This is a genomic window from Microvirga sp. GN3 (assembly GCF_055792825.1).
Genome location: NZ_JBVVAK010000020.1, coordinates 58448 through 84955 on the forward strand (window position 1 = coordinate 58448; position 26508 = coordinate 84955).

Annotated in this window: 27 protein-coding genes and 1 tRNA gene; 12 read left to right on the forward strand and 16 right to left on the reverse strand. The window is 60.5% G+C overall.

The features are described 5' to 3' along the window. Nucleotides 1–47: 47 nt before the first annotated feature. The 4 genes from ACS5Q1_RS12430 to ACS5Q1_RS12445 all read right to left on the reverse strand — a co-directional run bounded on the left by ACS5Q1_RS12430 (nucleotide 48) and on the right by ACS5Q1_RS12445 (nucleotide 4673). The gene (locus ACS5Q1_RS12430) at nucleotides 48–1220 is read right to left on the reverse strand and encodes a patatin-like phospholipase family protein (RefSeq protein WP_473098499.1); all 1173 of its coding nucleotides are present in this window, start codon (nucleotides 1218–1220) and stop codon (nucleotides 48–50) included. 898 nt (nucleotides 1221–2118) lie between these two features. After that, entirely contained in the window at nucleotides 2119–2535 is a 417-nt protein-coding gene (locus ACS5Q1_RS12435) for a response regulator (protein WP_473098500.1), read from the reverse strand. Between the two features lie 696 nt (nucleotides 2536–3231). Further along, nucleotides 3232–4020, reverse strand: a complete 789-nt coding sequence (locus ACS5Q1_RS12440; protein ID WP_473098501.1) for a pirin family protein — start codon at nucleotides 4018–4020, stop codon at nucleotides 3232–3234. Between the two features lie 17 nt (nucleotides 4021–4037). Further along, entirely contained in the window at nucleotides 4038–4673 is a 636-nt protein-coding gene (locus ACS5Q1_RS12445) for an FMN-dependent NADH-azoreductase (RefSeq protein WP_473098502.1), read from the reverse strand. Nucleotides 4674–4801: 128 nt separating this feature from the next. Here ACS5Q1_RS12445 and ACS5Q1_RS12450 point away from each other — a divergent pair, with 128 nt between their 5' ends. Then, entirely contained in the window at nucleotides 4802–5698 is an 897-nt protein-coding gene (locus ACS5Q1_RS12450) for a LysR substrate-binding domain-containing protein (protein WP_473098523.1), read from the forward strand. Between the two features lie 327 nt (nucleotides 5699–6025). Here ACS5Q1_RS12450 and ACS5Q1_RS12455 read toward each other — a convergent pair whose 3' ends face one another. From ACS5Q1_RS12455 to ACS5Q1_RS12470, 4 genes are all read right to left on the reverse strand, one after another. Then, entirely contained in the window at nucleotides 6026–6955 is a 930-nt protein-coding gene (locus ACS5Q1_RS12455) for a metallophosphoesterase (protein WP_473098503.1), read from the reverse strand. A gap of 210 nt (nucleotides 6956–7165) precedes the next feature. Next, on the reverse strand, nucleotides 7166–7321 hold the full coding sequence (locus ACS5Q1_RS12460) for a VOC family protein (protein ID WP_473098504.1): 156 nt from the start codon (nucleotides 7319–7321) through the stop codon (nucleotides 7166–7168). Nucleotides 7322–7326: 5 nt separating this feature from the next. Next, nucleotides 7327–7554 carry a VOC family protein gene (locus tag ACS5Q1_RS12465; protein WP_473098505.1) on the reverse strand — a complete coding sequence of 76 codons (228 nt, stop codon included), beginning with the start codon at nucleotides 7552–7554 and terminating at the stop codon, nucleotides 7327–7329. Between the two features lie 206 nt (nucleotides 7555–7760). Continuing rightward, complete coding sequence (locus tag ACS5Q1_RS12470) at nucleotides 7761–8093, reverse strand: MliC family protein (RefSeq protein WP_473098506.1); 333 nt, start codon at nucleotides 8091–8093, stop codon at nucleotides 7761–7763. A 216-nt stretch (nucleotides 8094–8309) separates the two neighbouring features. Here ACS5Q1_RS12470 and ACS5Q1_RS12475 point away from each other — a divergent pair, with 216 nt between their 5' ends. After that, a complete protein-coding gene (locus ACS5Q1_RS12475; RefSeq protein WP_473098507.1) occupies nucleotides 8310–9299 on the forward strand; it encodes an MBL fold metallo-hydrolase in 990 nt (329 codons plus the stop codon). Between the two features lie 92 nt (nucleotides 9300–9391). Here the strand turns inward: ACS5Q1_RS12475 and ACS5Q1_RS12480 are convergent, their stop codons facing one another. The 4 genes from ACS5Q1_RS12480 to ACS5Q1_RS12495 all read right to left on the reverse strand — a co-directional run bounded on the left by ACS5Q1_RS12480 (nucleotide 9392) and on the right by ACS5Q1_RS12495 (nucleotide 12619). Continuing rightward, nucleotides 9392–9805 carry an HAD family hydrolase gene (locus tag ACS5Q1_RS12480; RefSeq protein WP_473098524.1) on the reverse strand — a complete coding sequence of 138 codons (414 nt, stop codon included), beginning with the start codon at nucleotides 9803–9805 and terminating at the stop codon, nucleotides 9392–9394. 229 nt (nucleotides 9806–10034) lie between these two features. Then, the gene (locus ACS5Q1_RS12485; RefSeq protein WP_473098508.1) at nucleotides 10035–11051 is read right to left on the reverse strand and encodes a hypothetical protein; all 1017 of its coding nucleotides are present in this window, start codon (nucleotides 11049–11051) and stop codon (nucleotides 10035–10037) included. Between the two features lie 168 nt (nucleotides 11052–11219). Continuing rightward, the gene (locus tag ACS5Q1_RS12490) at nucleotides 11220–11966 is read right to left on the reverse strand and encodes a hypothetical protein (RefSeq protein ID WP_473098509.1); all 747 of its coding nucleotides are present in this window, start codon (nucleotides 11964–11966) and stop codon (nucleotides 11220–11222) included. A 579-nt stretch (nucleotides 11967–12545) separates the two neighbouring features. Further along, nucleotides 12546–12619: transfer RNA gene (locus ACS5Q1_RS12495), tRNA-Lys, on the reverse strand. 171 nt (nucleotides 12620–12790) lie between these two features. Here ACS5Q1_RS12495 and ACS5Q1_RS12500 point away from each other — a divergent pair. Together ACS5Q1_RS12500 and ACS5Q1_RS12505 are read left to right on the forward strand one after the other, a co-directional pair. After that, nucleotides 12791–13468, forward strand: coding sequence for a protein-L-isoaspartate(D-aspartate) O-methyltransferase (locus ACS5Q1_RS12500; protein WP_473098510.1), 678 nt, complete (start codon nucleotides 12791–12793; stop codon nucleotides 13466–13468). Nucleotides 13469–13570: 102 nt separating this feature from the next. Then, nucleotides 13571–15073, forward strand: coding sequence for an amidase (locus ACS5Q1_RS12505; RefSeq protein ID WP_473098511.1), 1503 nt, complete (start codon nucleotides 13571–13573; stop codon nucleotides 15071–15073). A gap of 28 nt (nucleotides 15074–15101) precedes the next feature. Here the strand turns inward: ACS5Q1_RS12505 and ACS5Q1_RS12510 are convergent, their stop codons facing one another. After that, nucleotides 15102–15539 carry a hypothetical protein gene (locus tag ACS5Q1_RS12510; RefSeq protein WP_473098512.1) on the reverse strand — a complete coding sequence of 146 codons (438 nt, stop codon included), beginning with the start codon at nucleotides 15537–15539 and terminating at the stop codon, nucleotides 15102–15104. A gap of 567 nt (nucleotides 15540–16106) precedes the next feature. Then, nucleotides 16107–17132: an IS110 family RNA-guided transposase gene (locus tag ACS5Q1_RS12515; protein ID WP_473098513.1), complete on the reverse strand. Its 1026-nt coding sequence runs from the start codon at nucleotides 17130–17132 to the stop codon at nucleotides 16107–16109. Between the two features lie 128 nt (nucleotides 17133–17260). On the opposite strand from ACS5Q1_RS12515, the gene ACS5Q1_RS12520 reads away from it, so the two are divergent. After that, entirely contained in the window at nucleotides 17261–18460 is a 1200-nt protein-coding gene (locus ACS5Q1_RS12520; protein ID WP_473098525.1) for an IS110 family RNA-guided transposase, read from the forward strand. A 583-nt stretch (nucleotides 18461–19043) separates the two neighbouring features. On the opposite strand, the gene ACS5Q1_RS12525 is transcribed toward ACS5Q1_RS12520, so the two are convergent. Further along, nucleotides 19044–19325, reverse strand: a complete 282-nt coding sequence (locus tag ACS5Q1_RS12525) for a hypothetical protein (RefSeq protein WP_473098514.1) — start codon at nucleotides 19323–19325, stop codon at nucleotides 19044–19046. Nucleotides 19326–19438: 113 nt separating this feature from the next. Between ACS5Q1_RS12525 and ACS5Q1_RS12530 the strand changes: the two genes are divergently transcribed. After that, the gene (locus ACS5Q1_RS12530) at nucleotides 19439–19696 is read left to right on the forward strand and encodes a hypothetical protein (protein WP_473098515.1); all 258 of its coding nucleotides are present in this window, start codon (nucleotides 19439–19441) and stop codon (nucleotides 19694–19696) included. Nucleotides 19697–19833: 137 nt separating this feature from the next. Here ACS5Q1_RS12530 and speB read toward each other — a convergent pair whose 3' ends face one another. Then, nucleotides 19834–20877 (reverse strand): agmatinase, encoded by a 1044-nt coding sequence (gene speB, locus ACS5Q1_RS12535; protein WP_473098516.1) that lies wholly within the window; start codon nucleotides 20875–20877, stop codon nucleotides 19834–19836. A gap of 224 nt (nucleotides 20878–21101) precedes the next feature. Between speB and ACS5Q1_RS12540 the strand changes: the two genes are divergently transcribed. The 6 genes from ACS5Q1_RS12540 to ACS5Q1_RS12565 all read left to right on the forward strand — a co-directional run bounded on the left by ACS5Q1_RS12540 (nucleotide 21102) and on the right by ACS5Q1_RS12565 (nucleotide 25957). Then, nucleotides 21102–21971, forward strand: coding sequence for a LysR substrate-binding domain-containing protein (locus tag ACS5Q1_RS12540; RefSeq protein WP_473098517.1), 870 nt, complete (start codon nucleotides 21102–21104; stop codon nucleotides 21969–21971). A gap of 339 nt (nucleotides 21972–22310) precedes the next feature. Beyond that, nucleotides 22311–23123 (forward strand): transporter substrate-binding domain-containing protein, encoded by an 813-nt coding sequence (locus tag ACS5Q1_RS12545; RefSeq protein ID WP_473098518.1) that lies wholly within the window; start codon nucleotides 22311–22313, stop codon nucleotides 23121–23123. Continuing rightward, nucleotides 23113–23781, forward strand: coding sequence for an amino acid ABC transporter permease (locus ACS5Q1_RS12550; RefSeq protein ID WP_473098519.1), 669 nt, complete (start codon nucleotides 23113–23115; stop codon nucleotides 23779–23781). Before ACS5Q1_RS12545 ends, ACS5Q1_RS12550 begins: the two co-directional genes overlap by 11 nt. Further along, the gene (locus ACS5Q1_RS12555; RefSeq protein WP_473098526.1) at nucleotides 23778–24428 is read left to right on the forward strand and encodes an amino acid ABC transporter permease; all 651 of its coding nucleotides are present in this window, start codon (nucleotides 23778–23780) and stop codon (nucleotides 24426–24428) included. The genes ACS5Q1_RS12550 and ACS5Q1_RS12555 overlap by 4 nt, the downstream gene beginning before the upstream one ends. Nucleotides 24429–24986: 558 nt before the next feature. Then, a complete protein-coding gene (locus ACS5Q1_RS12560; protein WP_473098520.1) occupies nucleotides 24987–25166 on the forward strand; it encodes a hypothetical protein in 180 nt (59 codons plus the stop codon). A gap of 77 nt (nucleotides 25167–25243) precedes the next feature. Next, nucleotides 25244–25957, forward strand: a complete 714-nt coding sequence (locus ACS5Q1_RS12565; RefSeq protein WP_473098521.1) for a DUF1003 domain-containing protein — start codon at nucleotides 25244–25246, stop codon at nucleotides 25955–25957. Nucleotides 25958–26508: the final 551 nt, after the last annotated feature.

A 26508-nucleotide genomic window follows, 5' to 3' on the forward strand; every position in this document is an offset into this window, starting at 1 on the left:
GATTGAGCAGTTGCTGGGGCCGTAAGCCTGCTCCAGCCCTTCGCACGCTATTCCCGTCCATCCTTAAGGAAATCGAATGTATGGACCCCGTCCTGATTGTCGGGCCGCTGCAATACCTCGGGATGGCGCAACGTACGCACTCCGTCGTGATAGCCGGCACGCCAGTGCTCCTCCATGGACAGCCGGGAAAACTCGTAATCCTTTGAATGGCTTTCGTAGTGTTTCGACCGGTAAACCATCTGGATGATGTTGTACGCTTTGCGATCCGCCTCCGAGCTGAGGAGCTTCGCCTCTTCGGTGGTTCGCAGGTCGTCCGGCAGGTTTGACAGGAGGCTAGCGAGCGCATGGCGCAGGCGCTGCACGCGCTTGAACTGGTCGGTGCTGGCTCGCGTCCGGCTGGAATACTGGATTTCCTTGTGCCGCGTCGCGACCTCGGCCAGATTGCGGGGCAGTTCGCCGTGGGCGCTCCACAAGTCGATCTGGAAGGCGAGTGTGTCCTGCCGCGGGCCCGCATCGACCACCCAATCCAACGGCGTGTTCGAGATGAGGCCGCCGTCCCAGTAGTATTCGCCCTCGATCTCCACCGCTGGGAAGCCGGGCGGCAGCGATCCGCTTGCCATCACGTGCTCAGGGCGGATCGTGTGCGTCGTGTTATCGAAATAGACGAAATTTCCAGTGCGCACGTTCACAGCGCCGACACTGAATCGCATCGCGCCCGCATTGATCCGGTCGAAGTCAACAACCCGCTCCAAGGTGCTTTTCAGGTGTTTGGTCTCGTAGAAGCTCGTTGCTTCGTGGGCACCGTCCGGGTGCAGCCAGGGAACCGGCAGCCGGGGCGTGAAAAAGCTTGCGGCCCCACCGACGAGGGCGCAGGTCGCGCTCACCTGGTTGAAGAATGCACGCACGAGGTCCCCTTTGGGGGTGATGCTATGGAGGGCAGTGGACCAGTCGAGCAGCGGATTGGCGGAGATTTCCTGCCAGAAGGTGTGGAGCTTGGCGACCCGCTCGGCCGGCTCGTTCCCCGCGATAATGGCTGAGTTGATGGCGCCGATAGAGACGCCGGCGACCCAGTCGGGATGAATGCCGGCCTCCGCGAGCGCTTCGTAGACTCCGGCCTGGTAGGCCCCGAGCGCACCGCCACCTTGCAACACGAGCGCGATGCATTCGAAGGGGAGGTGTCGTTTGGCGGCAGTGAGATGCGGTTGAATTTGAATGTTCATAGCAGGTATTCCTTCGCCTCAACGGCCTGTAGTCGCTGCCGCCGTGCAGACCGATCAGAGCTCGAGCTCTTCGTTTGGTGTGGCACCGCTGCGATGGCCAATCGGCTCGATGGCGATCTGCATCAGTAGGCTAGTTGCAGCAGCAATCTGGCCTCCGCACACGGGTGGATTAGCAGCAGTGCGTACATCACTAGATTACCCCAGGTCTAATATATTGTTTTTAGAGTTATGATTGAAAAAATATATCAATGAACTTGCGCCGCGTCCTCTATTTTGTCACGACCGCCGGGGAACCGCATGGAGCAGATGATCTGCAGGCACATCTCCGGCAGTACGATGGAGATAGGAACCGACGTCGTGTTCAGTCGGGACGTTAACGATCCAGTCATGATCAACTTCTTGGCACTCATCCGCCCGGATCAAGCATGAATATGACCAGCCCGACCGACTTGCAGACGCGTTCGACAGAACTCTTGCCGGCAGTGAGCCTCCCGACATGACGATACTATCAGTTCGACTGCCTGAGATAACTCGTCTTCGTTGAACTCAAACATCCCGTAACTATCAGTTATCGAGCAGTTGGCGTGGGAGTAAATCTCAACCCATAGCGGTGGCATAGCCTGCGATTTGTATGCATCAGAAAGCTCATTTAACCGCACTTCAAGCGAGCCGAACTGGGCGACAATCACTGTCCGTGGCCTGGCAGGATTCCCGGCCATAAAAACAATCCTTGCGTAAGCTCGAAACAAAAGTTGCTCGATCCTGTCGACGCAGGGATCCACCAACGTGGTTCCTCCAACGTCAGTTTCAATAGACAACGACATTCGATTTCTCCGTGGTAGTCGTGCTGTGTTCCAAGGCTCACCAAAGGGCGATAAGTACATCGTGTCCGCATCACTCACGCTGCGCGTTGATGCTTGCCCAATTCGTTGGTGGCAGTTGTCGAAGCCAACTGCTCCGATCTGATCAAAGCCCAAATCGTCTCTGCCACGACGGCAACCGTGGGCTCTTTCAGGACAATATCGCCTCGAGCAGTGAAACGTGCATCGTGCGCAGCGATAACCGCTTGGCGGTTCGGACGAAATTCGTGGTACTGGTCTGCCAGGATCCAGCCATCAATGAGGCCGGGAAGAACCGCGCGACTATAGAGCCAGCTAATGCACTGTGACCGCCGTCTCAAGATGAAGAAGGCTTGTTCACCTGTATTGGCTATAAAAACATTGTAGTTGGCGGAACGGAATGTCCGGGCGAGACTCTCGCGAAAACATGGGTTGCTGTCTACAATGAGTATGGAGTTGTTGGTTGTCGTATGCATAACTTCGTCCTGCATAAGAAGGGCTTTTGAAATACACTAATTGAAGTCATTGACTTAGTGGTGCTTATCTTGGCAACTATCTGTCTTCGATCTTTTGACCTAATTATCATCAGTCCAGCGGGTAAAACTCGTGGTGTACCTGGCCACTGTTAGTGCCCTTAAACGCCTAAACTTCCACTGCTTTAAGCGTTGGCTCTGAGATCGGCCTGCGTCCCATGGCGACCTTGGACAATCAAGAAGATGGGCTGTACCGCCTACACGATTTGCTCACTTCTACATTGCGGGTCGTGATGACGCCGCGAGCACCCGCAGCACCGACTGGTAAAGTTGGTCACTGTCGGGCGAACGCCCAGGGCTTAGCCAATGTAGAAACAGACTAATAAGTCATTATGACCGTATAGTCAATATACCAGCATAGTGAATGATGCGGTTAGGATTGCAGATAGCGGAAACCGACATGGCCCGTATGACGTAGATCGAGCGGGAGAAGCGTGCCAGGACGCGGGCGCAAATCTTGCAAGCGGGCACGATGCTTATTTCAGAGAAGTCGCCGAGGTACTCATGGTAGACCCCGTCGTAGAGGCGGCTTCCTGGTTTGACCCAAACCTTCGCGATCTGGTCACGTCCGATGAGGCAGAATGGACGGCAGGGTAAGGCAAAGCTATGGCGGCCATCCTGACGGGCCGCCTTGCTTCGCTAGGCGACGAGCCCTGCTGCCGAACGCTGCGCAGTCTTGGTCAGAAATCGGACGGCGCCGTCCCCAATCGTGCCGCCCCGCGTGATCCGGGCCTCGGGGTTGATCACGAACACCACGACGAGCGCAGGTTCAACGGCCCGAAGGACCAACTCGGCCGAGTCAGTTGTCAATCCGCTCTCGGCCTGGGCGAACCGCGTGCCTTCCGCCTCGACCCTGCCAGCATAAACGAAGAAATACCGGTTCCACCCTGGCCTATGTGGAAGCGCCGCCGATGCGCCTGCCTCCAAACGGATGTCGTGGAGGTCGATGTCGTTGCGCACAAAGAACGGAGCAGCGCCCCCTTCCGGGCCGACGAGATGCCGCCACCGGTTGGGCTCGGGAGCCGCCAGCGGTCCATGCTGGATGCGAGGCTCCAGATCAAGCGTGTGCGGCCGCACGAAGATCTGCAACATCCGAAGCGGCAGGTCACCGGCGAGCGTGCGCTCCTCGTGCCAGAAGCTGCGGCCTGCATTCATGACCATGAGGTGGTCCGGGTCGGTGATGAGCTTGCCCGTCGTGCGGTCATCGTGCCGCATGACGCCATGGGGCACATAGGAGATGATCTCGTCCTGCACGTGCTCGTGCATCGTGATCCAAGTGTCGGGAGCCATGAACGACTCGGCAATCAGTGCGAGTGGGCCATAACCATGGTCAGGATGGCCGGGGATGTTGAGCCCCGGCATGGCAGCATGGACGACAAACTTCCCCTGGTCGATCACCAGGGGAGTTCTTTCGGCCTTGTAGAGCATGCCTTTCCTCCTGAACCTCAGGCCGCCAGCGAAGTAACGAACAGGCGGTCGATCTGCTCATGCGCCGAGATCATCGCTTGTTCCACGGCCTCAGGCCCCATGTTGGTGCCCTCGGCGCGAACGATGGCGACGTCTGTGATGCCCGTGAAGCCGAGCACACCACGCAGGTAGGCCTCCTGGTGGTCGAGGGCGGCCTCCAGGGGCGTGCCGGCGTACCTCCCACCCCGCGAGGAGGCGATCACGACGCGCTTGCCCCCGGCGAGCCCCACCGGGCCAGATTCGGTGTACTTGAAAGTGCGGCCGGCCTGAGCGATGCGGTCGATCCAGGCCTTGAGCGGTGTCGGCAGGCTGAAGTTGTACATGGGTGCCCCGATCACGACCGCGTCGGCGGCGAGCAACTCCTCGACCAGCTCGTCCGAGAGCGCAATCTGCACCCGCTCCTCGTCGCTCAGGCCCGTCAGGTCGCGGGAGCGCATCGCCATCATCACGCGCCCGGTCAGGTGGGCCGGGGGCGCGGCCGCCAGATCGCGATAGGTGACCAGAAGGTGAGGGTCGGCTTGCTGCCAGGCGCTCACAATGGAGGCGGTCAGCTTGCGCGAGGTGGACAAGTCGCCGAGGGCGCTGGAGTCGATGTGAAGAAGCGTCGTGGTCATGGAATCCTCCGGGACTGGTCCAAAGGGCCGTCCTTGCTGTCCCACCGAACATAGTCGTCGAACGACGTTGCCATTAGACGACTGCCGTGGCACTCACTGTTCCAACCATGGAACGACGGTGGGCGGCCATGCAGGACCTCAACGATCTCTACTTCTTCGCCAAGGTGGTGGAGCATAAGGGCTTCGCGCCCGCCGGCCGGATGCTCGGCATTCCCAAGTCTACCCTGAGCCGGCGCGTGTCGTTGCTGGAGGAGCGGCTCGGCGTGCGGTTGCTTCAGCGTTCGACCCGCCGCTTTGCCGTGACCGAGGTCGGGCAGGACTACCATCGGCACTGCCTCGCCATGGTGGCCGAGGCCGAGGCGGCGCAGGAGGCGGTCGAGCGCGTCCAAGCCGAGCCGCAGGGGTTCATTCGGGTGAGTTGCCCGGTGATGCTCAGCCTGACCACCGTGGCACCACTGGTTTCGCGCTTCCTCGCAGAACATCCGCGGGTGCGGATCCATTACGAGGTGACGAACAGGCGCGTCGACGTGATTGAGGAGGGCTTCGACGTGGCGCTGCGGGTCCGACTGCCACCGTTGGAGAGTTCGGACTTGGTCATGAAAGTGCTGGGAGAGAGTGCCCAGCTGCTGGTCGGGAGCCCGGCGCTGCTCGATCGACTGGGCCGCCCCCAGTTGCCTGCCGACCTGACCCGCTTCGAGACCCTGGGCTTCAGCTTGGCCGGTGGCGAGCACGCATGGCGGCTGATCGGACCGGACGGAACGGTGGAAGCGGTGCCCCATCAGCCACGACTGACTACCGACGAGATGATGACCTTGCGCCAAGCCGTGCTGGACGGTGTCGGCATTGCGCAACTGCCGGACTACATCCTGGCGCCGGACCTCGCTTGTGGGAACCTAGAGGTGTTGCTGCCTGGCTGGTCGCCGCCGAGGGGCATCATCCATGCGGTCTTTCCGTCCCGCCGCGGGCTCCTGCCCGCCGTGCGCCGGTTCATCGATTTCCTTGCGGTCGAAATGAGGGAACGTTGACGCGCTGCCACCTGGTGACCTTGTAGTCATTAGCGCAAGATCTATGCCTGAATGTACGGTAACGCACTACTTAGCAAGAACGTGTGCTTACAGGCTAATTGAAGCCTTATCGTGCTCGGTTCAGGGTCTGGAAAGTCGTACAGAGGCCCACCTTCGACATCGTGCATACCGCGTTCAGTTGCGTCACCGACCCAGCACGCTGCAATGGCGCGATGACCAGCCGCATTGATGATTTTGCTCTGGCTGCTCGCTGTATGCTGTTATAGAAAAGACTAGCGGTAGAGCCGCCCGTTGGTCAGAACACACTCGACCCCTCTCGGGACGGCGCTATCCAATGCGGAGCGTTCGGCTGTCCTCAAGCCCGTAGCCCTTCACCTCCAGGCGGTCTGAATAAACCTCAACCACCGCGTAGGCGGTCTGGGCCGGCGTTTCGACCATTCCTTTGAAGTTCAGGAAGTGCTTGCTAGCGGTGGTGCCGTAGTTCCCCGCATGGTTGTGGCCGTTCATGTAGGCAACAAAGTTCTTGTATCCCGACACGAGATCGACGACGCGCTGATCATCCCACATATTGTGTTCGTTCACAGGGTAGACCGGGTAATGGCTGAAGATGATGGTCTTCTCGCCTGCCGCCTCAGCCTGATCCAGGGTCTGCTTGAGCCATGTAAATTGCTCCTCGCTCATGCCTCCGTTCCAGGTTTGGGCATTGGGAGCGTTGGCGCCTTTGAGTTGGTCCAGCTTCTCGGCAGCCAACTTGTGTTTCGTGGTGTCCCTGGCATGGGCAAACAGGCTGATGTCATTGCCGTCGAGGACGATGAACCGGTATCCACCGCCCGTGAAGTCATAGTAGGCGCGCTTCAGGCCTGTCACCCGCAGAACCGATGAGAGATAATCCGGAGCCACTTCGAAGTCGTGATTGCCGAGGAGGAAGAAGTAAGGGTGCTTCAGGCGATCATAGATCGGGAGGATATGGTCATAGCTTTCCCAGTGCCGGTCGATGATGTCACCGAGTGTAACCACGAACTCCACCTCCTGCCCGTTGAAGAACTCGATCGCATCGCTCAGCTTCCATAGGCTATGCGAGTAGAACCGCGTTCGGCGCGGCGGCACCGGAGCATACTGGGGATCAGCCACAACGCCGAACCTGAACAAGGGTGCGCCCTGGGCTACGCTTACGGAGGTGCTGAACCCGGTGAAGGGCGCGGCAAGCGCGGCGGCGGCGCTGGTCTGGAGCAAGCTTCGCCGGGTGAAAGTGGACATCATAACCTCCAAGGTTGTCGAGGAGGTCACATTGTCTGATGTGGTCTGTTTCAGACGTGTGACGCGCCCTGAATTTCCGGTTCTGGTTTGAGAGGTTGCCAGGGGGGATCGGAATGAGAATCCAGGATTGGGGGCAAGGCTGCCGCAAGAAGATCAGGCCCTGCCAGTCAGCCGTTGCAGGTCGATAGATAAATTCCCGCACACAGTCGTTCACGGAAGATAGTTGCTGATCTCGACCAGACTGCCGTCCGGATCCTTGAAGTAGACTGACAGGAGAGTTCCTGTCGCACCTGCACGCTCGCCAGGTCCCTCAACGATCGCCACGCCCTCACGCTCGAGATGCGCCACCACCTTCTCAATGGGCATGCTGGTCAGAAGACAGAAGTTGCCGCTGCCTGGAACGGTGTCACGGGCAATGTTGGGGCAGCCTGGTCATCCCGCAGGCTGATCTTTTGAGTTCCGAAGTGCAGCGACCACTTGCCAGGACGCTCCTGCTTCGGCTCCATGCCCAGAACCCGCTCGTAAAAGCGGCACGTGCGCGCGACATCGTGCACCGCGAGAACCAGATGATCGAGCGCCAGAACCCTCATATCCGGCATTCTATACGCTGCTCGTCACGACACCAGCGATCTGGCGGAACAGACAGTCCGGGATGCAGGGCTGACGCAATCTCGCTTTGTTGAGTGAGGTGCTGCAACCAGTGGAAAGTCTCCTATGGGTCAAAATCTGCCTTTAAGAGTGGGGCCACGAAGGTCCGCTCACCGCGCATTCTCAGACCTTCAGCAGGCTGGCCGGCAGGCCTAGCCTAGCTGCTGGTTCTGCATGTTGTCGCTTTACCCGCTCGGGTCAGAGTGGCCCCCTCCCCTTTGATCCAGAACTCATCGTCACCCTGCATATACCGGCCTCCGTCCGCAGAGGGGGCCTGCGGGAGCGTCGTCTCGGTCGAGGATCCGGCATAGGCGAGCTTTACGGATCCCAGTGAGGTGCTTGGGGGAGAGAACATGGCTTGTAGCTTTGTGCCATCGGCGCAGGTGTAATGAACAGGTTTAGGATCCTGGCCCGTCGCTCCATGGGCGGCGCCCACCAGAAACAGCGCGGTCAATAGCGCACAGCCGAGGAAAGGCGTTGAACAGCTCATGAGACATTCCCTTCTCTACTACCCGCCTTCAGCAATGTCACCTTGATGAAGTTTTGCCATACCGAACTGCCCTGTTGAAAGCATTCGAGTACATCCTGTTCTTACCGGCCATTGTCTATTCGTATGCCAATAACACAAGGATAACAGTTGGCTTTCATCTCTCTCCTGTGCCAGCATTTCTCATGCGAACGTTAATCTGAAAGTAGCGGAGCCTTCATGAGGCTGATCCCATCGCTTGCTTCAATATCCCTGCTTCTGATGCCCACTGCTGCTGTGTCGGGGCAAGGCTTCGACGTGATTGTCCTCGGCGCTTTGGGCGGCATTCAGGACGGCAATCTCAGTTCCTATCTCATTCGGCCGCACGGGGACCGCAATGCCATCGCGTGTGATGCCGGCAGTCTGGTCAACGGATTGAAGGTCGCTCAGGACAAGGGTGCCTTCAGGGATGTCAAGGCGCCTGAAGGCTCCACCGACAGCGTCGTTGGCCATGTGCTAAAGAATGACATCAAGGGCTATCTGATCACCCATGCCCATCTCGACCACCTGGCAGGACTGGTGATCGCATCGCCGGATGACAGCAACAAGACCATCTACAGCCTGCCGTCAGTGAGTGCGGAGATCGAGCAGACCTACTTCAACTGGAAGGCCTGGCCGAACATGCTGGACCGTGGCCAGCAGCCGCAGCTGAAGAAGTATCACTTGGAGGATCTGAAGCCTGGAGAAGCCAAGGACCTCGCTGGTACCAAGATGACCGTCACCCCCTTCCCGCTCAACCATGGAGGAGCCGAATCCACTGCCTTCCTCATCGAAAGCGGAGACGATGCTATCCTGTGTTTTGGGGACACTGGACCGGACGAGGTCCAGAAGGTTTCCAACATGCAGAACATCTGGAAGGCCGTTGCCGACAAGGTAAAGCAGCGAAAACTGAAGGCGATTATCCTGGAAGTGTCATATACCAGCGACCGGCCGGACAATCTGCTGTTCGGGCACCTGACACCGAGGTGGATCCACAAGACGCTGCATGTTCTGGATCATTCAGCTGGCGGCAATGTCCTGAAGGGACTGCCGGTTGTCGTGAGCCACATCAAGTACTCATTGACCGATGAGCAGCCTCAGGTAGCAATCCGCCAAGAACTCGAGGCGGGCAACGATCTCGGGGTCCAGTTCGTGATTCCGGAACAGGGTGCGCTTTACCACTTCCAGTAAGGTGATGAACTTGCGTCGCTTCAGCGCCACGCCGGGGACGGGCCATCGATTTCCCCGTGCGTGCCCAACGGGATCATCGTGTGCAGTCCCCTTCAAGCCGCAGATCGGAGGAGTTCCTGGACCGCCGGCTCAAGCTCGGTGATGGGCCGGATGCTTGGCGGGAACTCCAGCACTCGATCCTCCGGCCACGCGATGATGTGGGTTCCAGCCGCAAGGGCGGCTTGCGCTCCGGTTGGGCTGTCTTCGATGGCAATACATTGCTGAGGCTGAAGCCCGAGAAGCGTCGCCGCCCGCTCATAGGGCTCAGGGTCAGGCTTGCCGCGCACCACGTCATTGATCGATACCGATATGAAGCCCGGCGTTTCCAAGCCCAGCACCTGGATGTTCGCGTTCACCACGATCCGGTCTGAATTCGATACGAGAGCCTGCCGGAGCCCCAACTGCTCGAATAGCCGCCAGACCTCCAGCGCGCCGGGCCGCACCGCTTCAGGCTCGACCCGCTCCACCAAATGCCGGGACTAAACATCCTCTCTCTAGGCTGCCGGAAGGAGTTGATCCATGCCCCCGCGGATGCTCTGGCGGCTGCTTCTTAGGCCAGACGAATGATGCCCAGGAGAGGACTGGCGGTCAGCCTGTTCATAGGGCTGTGAGATAAGGGTTTCCTGCCTTCGCCGACACACTCTGTGTACCTGCTCCGTTAACCTCCAGCAGGTCGCCATTCGGCCGTCCAGCTCATCAACTGCTGCGCTGTGGGAACAGGTCGGACAGGCTGATCCAACCTCGGGGGACAAGCGGCTTGTCCTCCTCGTAGAGGGTCAATATCCGCCAGTCCTTCCCGTCTTGGCGGGTGTGGCTTCTCACTTCGCGGCCGGTCAAACCCGCCTCGATCTCACCGTTGCTTCTGAAGCCGACGATGGAGCTGTAGACGACAATCGCTACCAACCTCCGACTTGAGGCGAGGAGCCCACGAGCAAGCCGTGAGAAGTTCTCCCGAAACCCGTCCCCCTGCATCCAATCCTGCGGCGCTTTGAGGAAGATCACTCCTGGCCCGTTCTCAGGGAGTTGCTTACGAGCCTCATTGAGCGTGCTCTTGATTGTGCCGTCGCTGAGGTCCGTCGTCTCCAGCTTGCACTTCGTTTCACCGGGGCAAAGCTCCCCATTGGGGTGGAAAAATTCGATATCGTGGTTTTTCCCGCCTCTACGACCTTCAGGTGTGACGAAACGGAACCCGACGTCGTAAAGCGAGAGCAGCTTGCCGACCTCCAGTTCCGCGAAGGCCGTCTCGATTTGGCCAGCCCTCAGATTGTCCAGGGGACCTTCAAGACCCGGCTTGCGCTGGAAATTAAACAGCATCTCAGCAAGCCAGATCACGCGCAGCAAATGGTGGTTAAACCCCTCGTCATCAGTGGCGTTGGCCCGTAGGAAGCCGAGATCGGGTCCACCGTTTGGGACCGCGTGTCTCATGGCCCACGCAGGACCGAAGAAGGCTGAAAGGACGTTCAGGGCCACACGGTACGCCACGTCGAACTGCGAGTCGTCTGGAACACGAGGAAGGTTCTGTGCCACATCATGCAACCACCCGACCGTTAGGAGGTGGCGCACGCGGCCATCTGTGGTGTTTTCGTACAGGTGGCCGTACCCGTCTTCGCGCTCGTCAACTTGCTCTCCGTCCCCGGTCTCCTGGGAAGGCTGTAGTGAACGTGGGGCAACGGCCGAGAGGTCGGCGGGCTTGGGTACTTCCTTCATCTCCATGTCATACTACTACAGGTCGGAAGAATTTGCGGAAAAAATGCGAGCGGCCATTGAACACGGCACGAACCCAGACTTCCCCCGTGCCCCAAGCGGAAAATCTCGCAACTGGGCTTCTCGGAGCAGCTCCGGCCCGTCAGGGACGATGCTCCCACGGTGCCGTCCCCCAGACTATTCATCAAGCAGCTTCGTGAGAAGCTCTCGTGGAACCGCCGCAAACTCCCCGCCAATCCATTGTCCGTTTCGCCTTAATCGTTCTAAGCACTTTCCTTCCAACTCCCAGGCATCTCTTGCACTCGAAACGCGGCGACTACTTGCAAGGGTCCAGCGCGTTTTGCTTCCTGGCGGGAATCCGGCATTGAGTTCTCGCAAGCGCCTCTCGATCTCGTTGGAGATACCAACCATTATGACAACATGCCCTTCGGGAACGTCTACAAGGCCCAAGCTCTCGTCCCACAGGCGGAGTACATAAACCTCGGTGAACCCGTCCACCTTCGTGACCGTCGTTTGCCCTTTCGCAGGTGGCGGCCCCCTTCGCCAAACTGGCACGCTCGAATCGCCTAATTTGCCATTGGGCTCAAGCGGCAAGGTGTGCTCATCAAATGCCCAAACCACCTCAATTGGCGCATCGTTCGTCGCGGCTATAGCTATCCCCTGCCCGGCGTAGGTGAAGGGAGCTCTGTTGATACCACGCCAGAAGATTTGCACGGGCACCGTGTTCGAGATGATGCGATCAATTTGCGGCTGACCGCGCTTCGCTCGGGTTTTGCCATACCAGACTAGATCCTTGTCTGCCCAGCGGTTGCGGTAGTCATGGCCCGTTCGCCCGGCCACTCCCACGTTCGCGAAGATAAAAACTTCTCCAAGCCACTCATCGTAGCCGGTGTCCCATGCGCCGCCGCGCCGCTCTGCGGGCATCCCTATGACATCCGCCACCTGATCGCGTGTGTACGTCTGGAGGACAGTAAATTGTCCTATTCTAACGTTGCCTATTTCTTTCTGCAGCTTGTCTCGCCCGCAAGTAAATCACCAGAGTGTCCGTAGTGGTATGGCTTAGCAGCCACTATGGCGGGGTGCTCGATCCGTGTACGTAGAGCTCCCGATACGCACTTTTGGCGGCTCTGATACAGACACAGCTCTATCGGACACACCAAAGATCCAGCTGCTTCAAAGGCTTAGATCAACGCGTTGTTCCATTCGTGACGAACTTGGCATGTGCCACCGGATCATATCTGCAGGTTGGGCACACTTGTTGGAGCCAGGTTGGTACAACCTCTGACAGAAAATCTATAAGAGGTCCCGAAAGGTCTTGATCCTATGGGAGCGGAGGAGGGTCTCAACCTTCCACACCAGCGTTATGATTTCCACGCTCTGTCTATTAGCCTCTTCATTGGTGCGCACGCGGTGCGCACGGAAGAAGACTGCCGCACCACAAAAGCTGAGCAGGAATTGCCGGGAATCTTTCCCAGAACGCTTAAACTATAAGCCGTAGAGGAGTGGTGAGCGCGCTGTGACTCGAACCCAGGACCCTCTGATTAAAAGTCAGAGGTCCTCTTCTCGACCTCACGATCGACATCACCTCTGCCCGGAACGGCGCCCCCACGAAAACCACTGAGTGGCTTGGTTCGTCTGAAAGATACACCCGTCCCAAACTGCGTAGCGGGAATAACTCCTGCAGCGCAGACACAATCAGCATAAGATGTGATGCCTCCTTCTGGCCAGCCATATGGGGACCCGCAGATATGAAGCCGATGACGGAAGCGCACCTCGCGATCCTGCGCCGGCACATGGTGGAGGTGATTGCTCTTCAGGCCGACCTCATGGGCGAGGAGATCGGCAAGGCCACTCTTGGGGAGCGGGTTCTCGAAGCCATGCGGCGGGTGCGGCGCCACCTCTTCGTGCCGCCAGAGCTTGCGGCCATTGCCTATCACGACACACCTCTGCCGATCGGCTTCGACAAAACGGTGTCTCAGCCTTTCATCTGCGCTCTCATGACAGACCTCCTCGACCCGCAGCCTCATCAGGCCGTGCTCGAGGTTGGCACCGGTCTGGGCTACCAGGCTGCCGTTCTTGCCGAACTCGCCCGCCAGGTCTGGACCATTGAGATGGTTGAGGAGTTCGCCAGCCATGCCGAGGCGCGCCTGACGCAACTTGGTTATGGGAACGTTGCCGTTCGGGTCGGCGACGGCACCCGTGGCTGGGCCGAGCACGCCCCTTTCGACAAGATTCTGGTCACAGCCGCTGCGGAGGCGCCTCCGACGGCCTTGCTGGATCAACTCGCCCCAGGAGGGCGTATGGTCCTCCCGCTTGGCCCCGAGGAAATCCAACAACTCACCGTCATCGACAAAGCCGACGATGGGCGGATCAGGACCCGAACCGTGATCCCGGTGCGGTTCGGCACCCTGGAAACGGTAATCTGAGGCATCGCGGGCAGGCCGGGGCCTCTGATCCATGGGCGGACGACGGAGCTGGTCCCAGGATGCTGGTATCGCAGGCGACAGCGGCAGGACAGGTAAGCATCAATGGGACTAGCCGAGGACTATATCACCCTTGATGCCACGGCACTGGCCGACCTCGTGCGGCAACGGCACGTCAGTCCTGCCGAACTCGTCGAAACCGCGATCGCGCGGCTGGAGCAGGTTGAGCCGAAGCTGGCCGGCATGGCCGAGTGGGCGCTGGACCAGGCGCGTCAGGCCGCCCGTGAGCCCCGGGTGGACGCCCCCTTTGCCGGCGTGCCGTTTCTGCTCAAAGACAACATGCACGTTGCCGCCGGCCTCCCGTATCACAACGGAAGCCGCATCTGGCGCGGCTGGGTGCCGCCTCAGGACAGCGAGTTGGTCGGCCGCTTCAAGGCTGCCGGTCTGATCATCCTCGGCAGCACCAAGGTGCCCGAGCTCTCCCTGACGCCGGTGACCGAGCCCAGACACTTCGGCCGTGCCAACAATCCTTGGGCGCTGGAGCGCACCACGGGCGGCTCATCGGGAGGGTCGTCGGCTCACGTCGCAGCCCGCTCGGTGCCGATGGCCCATGCCACCGACGGGGGCGGGTCGATCCGGATCCCGGCGTCCTGCTGTGGCCTCTTCGGGCTTAAGCCCACCCGCGGCCGCACTCCCAATGGTCCCTATATCGGCGAGGGTTGGCATGGCGCCGCCATCGGCCATGCTGTGACCCGCAGCGTCCGCGATTCTGCCCGCCTGCTGGACGCGATTGCGGGGCCTGATCTCGGCGCCCCCTATGGCCTTGCTCCGCCTGCACGGTCCTTTGCCGAAGCCGCGGCAAGACCGCCAGGACGGCTCCGGATTGCCTTCAGCTCCATCGCTCCCAACGGAGCCCCAGTGGACCCGGAGTGTCGGACGGCTGTGGAGAACGCGGCGAGGCTCTGTGCCGAGTTGGGCCACCATGTGGAGGAAGCCGCGCCTGCCGTGCCGGAGGATTACTTCAGCTGGTTTCTGATCACCTTTCTGGCAGCGGTTTCGCAAGAGTTTGCCTTTGCGGAGGAGATGACCGGCACCAGGGCCCGGCGCAGCGATGTCGAGGAGAGCACGTGGTTGTGCCGCGAGTTGGGGCGGGGCTTCTCGGCGGCGGAGCTCTCGGTCACGCTGGAGCGTCTGCACCGGGCCACGCGCCAGATTGCCGGGTTCTTTGAGCGCTATGACCTGCTGTTAACGCCGGCCCTGGCCCGCCCTCCAGTCCGGCACGGAGAACTGCACCCACGAGGGCTTGAGGCAGTCCTGCAAGGACTGGCAGCCCGCCTCGGAGTCGGCCGGTATCTGCGTTACGGGCCGCTCTTGCGGCAGGCGGCGGATCGCGCGTTCCGGTTCATGCCGTTCTCACCCATCTGGAACATGACTGGGCAACCAGCGGCCAGCCTGCCGTTGCATTGGACAGCTGACGGATTGCCTGTCGGCGTGCAGGTTGTCGCGCGCTTCGGACAGGAGGAAATCCTCTTCTCGTTTGCCGCGCAGATCGAGCAGGCTCGTCCCTGGAGCCACCGTCTGCCGACGGCAGTCGCCGACATTGGCTGATCGCAGCATCTGATAATCAGGGATGAGCTTACGCAGCCTCTGCTAGCACCTTGCGAACGGTCGCCAGCGACAGGCCGAAGTGCTTGGCGACTTGGGTCGGCGCCACGCCCGCCGCAAGGGCGGCCTGCACTGCCTTGCGTTGCCCCTCCTGCAATGCGGATGAGGTCTTGCCGGATCGTGAGGACTTGCCCCGTTGTTTTGACGGGTGCGGCCTGTGGCGCTCAAGGAATTCGCTGGCATGTCTTACCGCCGTCTTCAACTCAGGTCGGCTCCCCCTGCCCGCCTCCATCCGGCGCTGCAATTCATTCATAAGCTGGCCAAGGTGCTTTGCCAGTTGCGCATCAGACAGACTGGCAAGCTCCCACAGCTCGGTCGAGGCAGGAGCCGGTTCGGACCGAGGTGTCGGTACGGTCAGGGTGTACTCGAACAGGTCGAGGGTGCGAGGCGAAGATCCCTTGTGCGGCATAGGCTTGATATGGGCATTCGGCCGCTCTGATCCAAGCTTGGATGGAGTTCCTCACACCGTGGTCAGAGGCATCCAAGCGCTCCTGGTTCCGGTGGGGTCATTTCCACCACTTTACAAACCCGTCTGGGGTCAATTCTATCTCGGGTTTCGGCATTGTCCGCTTACCCTTGCCTTTCACGGCCCTGGGATCTCGGACGCGCCTGGACGCTCTTTGGATCATGGAATCGTCGAGGGGCCGAGCTTGCGCGATTGGCTCAGCGGAATGGGGTCAGCGCAAGATGTGTTCCTGATTGAGCGCCGGCATTATCAACCATGTGTAGACGCCCCTGGTGACGCAAGAAGAATCTTCGGGTCGATAGCGCGTGGTCAGGGCTGCCATGTGTGCGGCCTGTCATGCGGCTCACTGGCCGCGGGCCCGGATGGGAGTCCGCGGATCAGGTCCAAATCAAACACACGTGCTCGCGGCACTGGTTGATAAGCTGGTTGTCCCGATCCCGTCTCATTGACCGTTGCGCCATCTCTCTCCTTCGCTCTTCCCACGCCCAACAGCCTCACACCCGCGAGGGCTTACGCCACCGCGGCTGGAGCCCGATACACCTCACCTCGCGCCAGCAGCGCCCAGACGATGCGCGCCATCTTGTTGGCCAGGGCCACTCGCACCAGCATGGGCGGTTTCCGCGCGACCATGCGGGCGATCCACGACCCGGCAGGAGCGCCATAGCGGGCGACCTGGAGCAAGACACTGTTCGCCCCGATGATCAGCAGGCGGCGCAAGGTCCGCTCGCCCATCTTCGAGGTCGCGCCCAGCTTCTGCTTGCCGCCGGTCGAACGCTGCAAGGGTGTAAGCCCGACCCAGGCGGCAAAGTCCCGACCGCGCTTGAAGGTCTCGGCCGGCGGCGCAAGGGCTGCCAGGGCCACTGCGATCACTGGGCCCACCCCGGGAATGGTCATCAGCCGACGCGCCGTCTCGTTCTCCTTGGCCCGCTGGGCGATCTCCCGGTCCAAACGGGCAATCTGCTCGTCCAGTCCCCGGAGCGTGTCGATCAGCATCTGGAGGATCGATCGGGCGATCTCTGGGATTGGTTCGGCTGGGTCCTCAACAGCATGCATAAGCTGCGGAACCCGAGCCGGGCCTTTGGCCGCCACGATGCCGAACTCGGCCAGATGGCCGCGCAGGGCATTGATGATCTGGGTTCGCTGCTTCACCAAAAGATCACGTGCTCGGAACACGAGAGCGGCGGCTTGCGTCTGCTCGCTCTTGGGCGCCACAAAGCGCATGGTCGGGCGCTGGGCTGCTTCACAGATCGCCTCGGCATCCGCGGCATCGTTCTTCTGCCGCTTGACGAACGGCTTCACGTAAGCCGGTGGGATCAGCCGGACCGTGTGACCAAGCTTGCCGATCTCGCGCGCCCAATAGTGCGAGCTGGCGCAGGCCTCCATCGCCACCGTGCAAGATGGCTGGGCCGCAAAGAAAGTGAGGATCTGGTGCCGCCGCAGCTTCTTGCGGAACAGGACCGCTCCGGAGGCATCAGCCCCATGCGCTTGAAAGTCATTCTTCGCCAGATCCAGTCCGATTGTGCTAACCTCTCCCATGGACGCCTCCCTCAAGTGGTGTTCAACACCTCCACTTTGGCACACCGAGATCCTATGAGAGTGATGGCGGCCTGCCTTGATAGGATAAGGCCGTCACAAACCAGTGCTGGAGACACCTCATGTCTGTCATGGCTGCCGACTCTCTTGGAACCGACAACACTGCTCATTCGGATCGGGCCGCGCTCCTGTTCTCGCTCGAGTTGAGCCAGTTGAAATGGCTGGTGACCTCGTTATCGCCGGGCAATGACAAGATCTCTAAGCACACGATCAAAGGGGGAGACGGGCTGGCGCTGCTCGCACTCCTCGCGCAGCTGCAGACCAAAGCCACCAAACGGGTGAGCCGACCTGCCCCGATTATCGCCATCCATGAAGCGGGGCTCGACGGGTTTTCAGTGCATCGGCTCCTCACAGCCAATGGCGTGGAGAGTCATGTGGTTGATCCTGCTTCTATTGCCGTGCCCCGACGTAAGCGCCGCGCCAAGACGGACCGGATTGACGGCGAGACGTTGCTGCGCACCCTGCTGGCCTGGCGGCGCGGCGAGCCGCGGGTCTGCTCCATGGTTGTGCCGCCGAGCCCACAGGACGAGGATCGCCGGCGGCTGTCCCGCGAGCGCCAGACCTTGGTCGTGGAACGCACTGAGCACATCAACCGCATCAAGGGATTGCTCTCGGCCCAGGGGATCACAGGCTACGAGCCGCTGCGTCGGGACTGGCGCGAACGCTTGGAGGAATTGCAGACACCGGATGGGCGGGCTCTGCCACCGCAGTTGAAAGCGGCGATCATGCGCGAGCGCGAGCGGATCGCGCTCGTTGCGCGTCAGATCACTGAGGTCGAGGCCACCCGGGATGCGCTCCTGCGGTCAGGGCGGGAAGCCACCGCACCCATGGAGCCCCAGGATGCAGCCGCACCTGCTCTGATGGCGTCGGCGGCTGACCTTCTCATGCGGCTCAAGGGTATCGGTCCGGAGTTTGCTGCGGTTCTGTCCCTCGAGGGCTTCTACCGGCACTTTGACAACCGGCGTCAGTTGGCGGCTTACGCCGGGTTGGCGCCCAGCCCTTGGCAGAGTGGCCGGATCACTCATGAGCAGGGGATCTCAGCCACCGGCAATCCGCGCCTGCGGACGGCGATGATCGAACTGGCCTGGTTATGGCAGCGCCACCAACCCGACTCGACCCAGAGTCGTTGGTTTCAGGAACGAGTTGGAGCTGAGCGCGGCCGGCGTCGCCGCATTGCCATCGTGGCTATGGCCCGCAAGCTGCTCGTGGCGCTCTGGCGCTTTGTCACCCAAGGTGTGATCCCTGAGGGCGCCGTGTTGAAGGCAGCTTGAATCCGCCAGTGTATCGCGTTCATGGCATCCACGAAGCCTGATCAGCCTCGTGGGATCCGGGGTGAGTGGACCGCCAACGGCCAGGGCTGAGACATGCCGTCATTCCGAGAATGGTCCCGCTCTTCCCAAGCCCAGTACCCTCGTGCAGAAGGGATTGTGGTGCAGCCGTTACGAACGGCGACCGGATGTGAGGCGATGCGGCGATGGAGCCGCATGATGCAAATGGGCTTGAGCCGCGGATCCGAGGACACGATCAGGTTTCTGCCGAAGCGGCAGAAGAGTCCATCGGAAAGGACCACTATGCACCATTGACCCAACCACTCTCATGTGAGGCCGTTGGGGGGCGTCCACCCCATCAGAGCCGCCTGATGGCTAGTTTCTTCGAACGGAACAGGTAACAGCAGTTAAGGTCCCTACAGCGCCAATTCGACCGCTTTCCCTTCAGGCCGTGTTCCCGCAGTAGCGGCCAACGATGATGACCGGTACGGTGAACTGCTGTTAATCCAACCCAGGAGACTTCGGGTGCCCAAAAGCAACCGGATAGATCAAGACTCGTTCTACCGAACTTGGTCGCGCCTGATTTTCAAGCTGTCTTAGTGCGCTTTGTAATATGCGCCCGATACGTGGCGGCTGACTTCATGGTGATTGTCCCAGCTGCGGTCAGCTTTACAATCTCGGCTTTGGCTCGCCGTGCCGTCTGTGCGGTGTAGGACGGCTTCAGCGTGACCTGAACTCGGCTGGCAATGTGCCGCCGATACGCACTGGCCTGTCGTGGATTGATCGTGTTCTTGGCAGCAAGCTGATCCAGTTGGTCATAAGCCTGCTTCGCTTCTGCCGGTGTGTAGCTCTGCTTCCTTTCAAACATAAGAGTATCCTTTCAGTGATAAAGCGGCCCATGTGGTTACATCGACTGAGCGTTTCCACATGAGCCTTCTATTTTAAGGCATGCTGTTGCCGCCATCCAAACGGGAGAGTCCTATGGCCATGAAGTATGTCATGCTGAGACTTGATGGTGGCGAATTGCTTCCGCTGCTCTTTCCTGAATTCATGCAGCGCGCTCATATGGCCCAGTCAGTTCCAGCCACGGTGGTGAGTGCCGGTCGCGTTCATGTGGAGGACGGTATGATCATTGCCGGTGGTGCATCAAGCTCACTGAATGTCTCCTCACGCGAAGAGGACAGCGGCATTATCCAGGCGTATTTTGATGGGCAGAATGTGATCCAGCAGGAGCTTTAATCCTCTGCCAGTGGAGACATGATGGGTCTTGCCAGCCCAAGTGCTTTTACGGGCGGCAGTCTGCTCCGGCGCAGTGATCTTCCGACAGGAACAGGAAATGTCCGCACAAAGCACCTCGAACCTCCCGGCGCGGGATGTCATCGCCGTCTGAGCGCAACCAGGCACAGCAGTTCGAACAATACCTGAGCGCCGATCTGGGCGGTGTTGGTGGTCGCATCGTATTGCGGCGCAACTTCGACCACGTCTCCGCCGATGATGTCGAGCCCTTGGAGGCCGCGGAGGAGTTGCAGCACCTCCCGCGGGGTCAGGCCAGCCACCTCCGGCGTCCCAGTACCAGGGGCAAAGCCGGGATCGATGCTGTCGACATCGAAGGTGACATAGGTCGGGCCGTCGCCGATCACCTCGAGCGCTCGCCGGATGATGGCCGGGATGCCCTCCTCGACGACCTCTTCGGCATGGACGACAGTCATCCCGGATTCGTATGAGAATTCCCAAAGATATTCGGCGCCGCCGCGAATGCCGATCTGGATGGTGCGTGTCGGGTCCAGCACCCCTGCGAGGACTGCTTCGCGGAACGGACCGCCATGATGGAATTTCGACCCCTCATAGGCGCCGGCCGTGTCGCAATGGGCGTCAATATGCACCAGTCCGACCGGGCGAGTGGCGCCGAGACCCTTCAGGATTGATCCGGTGATCGAGTGGTCGCCGCCGACCGAAAGCGGGATCACGGGCGTATCCGCGATCCTGCGATAGCAGGCCTCGATATCGGCGTGACAATCGGCCAAGCTGTATCGGCTGCGCATCGGCACGTCGCCGACATCAGCGACCCGCAACGCGCCCATCGGAGCCATCCGCAGCACATGTTCGTAAGGTCCAACACGCTCGATCCCGCGCACGGCGCGCGGTCCCAGACGGGAGCCAGCCCGGTTGGTCACTCCGAGATCCATCGGGACCCCGATCAGGGCGACGTCCAGGGCGGCGAGCCCCTCGTCCGTCAGGCCGTCGGGCCGAAACGGCGCATCGATGAAGGTCGCGGGACCGGCGAATGGCCACTTGCGAGTGTCACCATCGGCAAAGACCTGAGCGGCCACGGCCTTGAAATGCGGGTCGTACATGTCGCCGCCCGCCGCCGACGCGTAGCGCCGACGCAGTTCGTCCAGCTTCGCGATGTCATAAGCCATAGCGGCCCTTCGAGCGTTCGAGAGATGACAAACGGGCAGCAGTTCTTTGGACCCGACCCGCGTCGCAGGATAAATTCGCCCCTGAACTGACGCTGCGGTAGGCGGAAAATTCTGCGGGGGCCATAACGCGAACTGAATACCAAGCAATCGGAAGCCGCAGTCGAAGTGGGATAGTCCAAAGCCGCATGGTCGCCGGAACAGGTCCATAGTATAAGCGAAACTTGATGCTCGACCTTGACCCCTATCTGCTGCGCGCCTTCCTGACCGTGGCTGAAGTCGGCACGGTGAACGGGGCTGCGGTATCGCTTAATCGGACGCAGGCCGCATTAAGCATGCAGATCCGCAAGCTCGAGAGCCTTATGGGGACGGAGCTCTTTTCGCGCTCTCCCAAGGGTCTCACGTTGACCGCGGACGGGCTTCTCCTGATGCCCTACGCCCGCGAGATCCTGTCCCTCAACGACCAGGCTTGGCAACGTCTCAACGGCAAGGAGATGGAAGGCCGCGTGCGCCTTGGCGTCGTCGAGGACTTCGCCGCGACCCGGCTCATCGATATCCTTGCGGCATTCCGCGATCAGAACCCGAAGGTCCACATGGACATCATCGTGGAGCCGAACAAACGGCTGGCGGCAATGTTCGAAAACGACAAGCTCGACATCGTCGTCTGCGACACGACCTCGATCAATCGCAAGCCGGTGCTGATCTGGGGTGAACACTTGCTGTGGGCGGTGAGAGCCGACCTGACCGTGACCACGACAGCGCCGCTGCCAATCATCATGTTCGAGGCCACTTGCCCTTGGTCGGGACCCTGCATCGCCGCGCTCTCCGGCCGAACCCTGCGATGGAAGATCGTCTGCGAAGCGTCGACGCTGGTGGCCATGGCGGCCGCCGTCCGCGTCGGCATCGGTATCGGCCCGATGCTCGCCGCGACGATCCCCGATGGCTGCCGGGCGCTGGATCAGACATCAGACCTGCCCGCTCCCGTTGGGATCAATATCGGGCTCTACACCCGAGCGGGCGCACCGGAGGAGGCGCGCTATCTCGCGGATTTCATCGGACGGCATATAGGCCTCGTCGGGCCCGGTGGACACGTCTGACGACAGGCAGAGCGCCCCGCGGGCGCAGCCTTCAGCTTTGTTGATAGGCTAACGAGGATTTTGCGACTAGCTTCCACTCGAGCTCTGGAGTTCAGTAGCCGCTCGAAGTCCGGCTTGCTCGATCAGGGACCGGACTGAATCGGGAATTTAGCATGACCGACCTAAAGCGTCTTCGAATGCCGTTCGCCGTAGAGGCCTTCATCAAGCCTGGATCAGCCCTCAAATCTATCGCTGCGGAACTCAGCGGCGTCCAACCACGAGAAGCGCTCGCTGCGACTTCCTGCCAATGCCGGCCGCCAAGTCCGGTTTTGCCCTAAACTCTTACGAAGGACACGCGCTATGACCAAGTTTTCCACTCTCCGTCTGACCGGCCTCGCCGTCGTGGTCCTCGTCGGTGGCCTCGTCTTCAGTGCCGCTGCCCGCGCCGATGCCCTGGATGACATCACAAAGGCCGGCGTTCTCAAGGTTGGCGTCTTCGGCGACTTTCCCCCGTTCTCGTCCGTCACCTCGGACATGAGCCTGCAGGGCTATGACATCGACGTGGCCAAGATTCTGGCGGACGCATTGAAGGTGAAGCTTCAGCTTGTGACGGTGACCGGACAGAATCGGATCCCTTATCTGACCGAGCGTCGCGCAGACATTCTTCTGAGTGTCGGCCGCAGCGCCGAGCGGGAAAAGGTCATCGATTTCACCGCTGCCTACGCGCCCTACTACATCGCCGTCATCGGCCCGAAAGCGCTGAAGGTTCAGGACAAGAGCGATCTTGCGGGTAAGAGCATTGCGGTCAACAGGGGCACGCTCGAGGATACCTCCCTTACGGAAGCGGCGCCGAGCGGGGCCGACATCAAGCGCTTCGACAACTACAACGCGGTGATCCAATCCTTTCTCGCCGGGCAGGTCCAACTCATGGTCGTCGGCAACGATGTTGGGGCCGGGGTGCTGGCGCGTCAGGTTGCGATGCAGCCCGAGCAGAAGTTCCAGCTCATGACCTCGCCAGACCATATCGGGTTGAACAAGAACGAACCGCGCTTGAAGCAGGCTCTCAACGAGGTCATCGCAAAAACGCTGGCCGATGGAACGATGAACACGATCTCGACCAAATGGCTCAACCGGCCGCTGGATCTGAAAGATCTCAAGTCCAATGGGCAATAGCCTCGACTTCAGCTGGCTCGGCGACGCCGTCAGGCTGATCGGCGCGGGCGCGGCCATGACGATCTTTCTGGTCGTCATGACCGCGCTCCTCGGAACACTCTTGAGCATTCTCGGTGCGCTCGGACGCACGAGTCGGTCTCCGATGATCCGGCGCATCGTGAAAGCCTATGTGGAGCTGATCCGGAACACCCCGTTTCTGGCGCAGCTTTTCTTCATCTTCTTCGGACTTCCAAGCCTTGGAATTCGCCTCGATCCGATTGTCGCGGCGATCGTTGCCATGACGATCAATCTCGCCGCCTACGGCACCGAGATCGTTGCGGCAGGCCTCGCGGCCGTGCCAACCGGTCAACGCGAGGCTGCTCAGGCATTGGGGCTGAGACCCCGCCTCGTTTTCGTAAAGATCGTGCTGCCGCAGGCGCTGAAGATCATTTTTCCGGCGCTGACCAGTCAGATCGTAATCATGATGCTTGAATCGGCCGTGGTTTCTCAGATCTCGGTTCGGGAGCTCACCTATGAGGCCGACCTGCTTCAGGCAAGGACGTTCCTGGCCTTCGAGACCTACCTCATCGTGACGCTGGTCTATCTCGGCCTGAGCGTCGCCTTGAGGCGCCTGATGTTTGCGGGGGGCCGCAGATTCATCTTTTCAGGACAACCCTGATGGAATTCACGCTCTGGGACATCCTCCGCAACCTCCTACTGGCCGCGCGCTGGACGGTTCTGCTGTCGCTGGTCGCGTTTGCGGGCGGCGGAATCGCCGGTCTCCTCGTGCTTCTGCTCAGGATCTCGAAACGGCCCTGGCTCAGGCGGGCCGCGGAAATGTACATCGGCGCCTTTCAGGGTACGCCGCTGCTGATGCAGCTCTTCCTGGTGTTTTTCGGCCTGCCGTTGCTCGGCTTCCGCATCGAGGCGTGGACGGCTGCGGTCGTCAGCCTGACCCTTTTCGCAAGCGCCTTCCTGGCGGAGATCTGGCGCGGCGGCGTTGAGGCAGTGCCGCGCGGGCAATGGGAGGCGGCTGCCAGTCTCGGCCTCCACCGCATCTGGCAGCTCCGCCTCGTCATCCTGCCGCAGGCCTTGACGATCGCACGCGCTCCCACGGTGGGGTTCCTGGTTCAGCTCGTAAAGAGCACGGCCCTGACATCCATCATCGGCTTCGACGAACTGCTCAGGACCTCGAACGCCATCAACAACGCGACGTTCCAACCGTTCACCGTCTATGGACTGGGAGCGCTGATCTACTTCTGTCTCTGCTTTCCCCTGACCCAATATGCGCGGATGCTGGAGCGATCGACGGTCATCCCAAGGTAACCCCCTCGTGTTTGACTGGTCCGGCGGTAGACATCGCCGATCCCGCTCAGGCGATGGCCTACACCGGAACCATTCTGCTTGGATTGCTGGCAGGCTGTAAATCGGGCATCGAATGCTTGACCCCTGCCTGAACAGGCGCAACCGGCCGCGGTAAGGGCCAGGGAAGAAGTGTTCCCGTGCAAAAGGACCAAAGGCAGATGAACACTCAATGTCAGGAGCTAGAGGCACTTTGGCGTGAGATTCCGGATTTCTGAGAAGTCGTGGACATTTTGGCGTGAGACTCTGAGGGCTTTGTCACATCAACGAGTTTTACTTGCCTATACTACCCCTCCGGCAAGAACCAGCTTGCGTGTTTTCAATGGGTTAGGCCTGCCGGGTCCCGGACCAAAATGACCTCTACTTGCGTGATGTGACAAAGCCGTCGTGGGCATTGCAGGCTACCGGCGTCCGGAGCAGACGAAATCCGACTCGTCAACCAGTTGTTCGGCTTTGCCGCCTGAGCGGCCCACTTGGTTGGGGTCGTTGTGTCGTGTCGAAGTTACTGCAACGGAACCCTTTGTGAATGCCCGTCTCATGGGAACCGAGATCGATGCGCGGGCGTGGGAATTTCTTGTCGCGATGCTGGTGAAGGACGCAATCTTCGGGATTGCCGGCCTCGTTGCGGCTCCGATCTACTACGCCTATCTCAAGAACGAGCGGGCGGCCCCAAGATCTTCGCGGTCGCGACCGTCTGCCTGATGGCGCCGACCACACCAAGATGAGGCTGCTGCGAGCAGCCAAGTCTAGTGGATGTTCAACACTCAGGAGAGCGAGCCATGGCATCACGTTCGGCAACATCACACGCCACTGCGCCGGCCGGTGGCATCTGCCCTATTACAGGGGAGGCCTATTCCAGCCATACGTCCGTTGTGCTCGATCACTTGCATCCCTCCCTGGCGGAGCGGATCCGACAGGATCACCCGACGCTGGCCCCCAATGCCCGGATCAGCCGTGCAGCGGCGGATCGTTACCGGAAGCTGCATGTGGAGGAGCTTCTTCGCCAGGAACGCGGCGAGCTGACCCAGCTCGATAAGGAAGTAGCACGGAGCCTTGCCGAAGGGGCCATGGTATCGATCAACACCGAGGAGCACTATGACGAAGCTCGCACCCTTGGAGAGCGGCTTTCCGACAGCCTCGCAGCCTTCGGGGGCAGCTGGCCATTCCTCATCCTTTTCGGGCTCGGGCTCGCTGTCTGGATCATGGCCAACAGCGTTTGGCAGCAACAGGCCTTCGATCCCTACCCTTACATCCTGCTCAACCTCATCCTGTCCTGCATTGCGGCGGTCCAGGCACCGATCATCATGATGAGCCAGAGACGCCAGGAGGCGAAGGACCGGCTGCGCTCCCTCAACGATTATCGGGTGAACCTGAAGGCGGAGCTGGAAATCCGGCACCTGCACGAGAAGCTCGACCATCTCATCACGCGCCAATGGGAACGGCTCGCGGAGATCCAGGAACTCCAGATCGAACTCCTGCAGGAGCGTCGATAATCTTGCAAACGATGTCCGCGGGTTCTGTCGCAAACCCGAAATAGGGCTATTCTTCACCCAACTTCAGCGACATGATAGCGGCGCTAAGCGGTTGATTCTTCAGAACCCGGCCAATGCGCCCTGGTAGTAAGGGCAAGTTCAAGTGGTGCGATCATCGGGTTGTCGGCATTGGGCACACTCAATCGGAAAGAGAGAATGTTAGAGGCCAAACCGGATCGCCATGATTTCAGCATAACCAGCCAGAGCCGCGGCCGAAATGCCGTCTGCTGTCGCTTCCAGGGCGGCCTCCGGCATGACAAACCACCACAATGCAGCCGTCCAATCACAGCAGTAACGACATGCGCAATGAGGAGTGTTCGAGTGATCATGCTTGGTTAGATCCCGCCGAATGAGGTTGGTCTTGCAACACTTAATGATCTTCACTAAATGGTGCATCCGGTAAGTCATGCCGCCCTCGGTAGGAGGGCGATGCCGGGCGAGCGGCGTGGGCGATGCCGGCGGCGTTGGCCCCAGACGAAGGGATGGCGATGCGCATTCCAGTAGACGGTGGC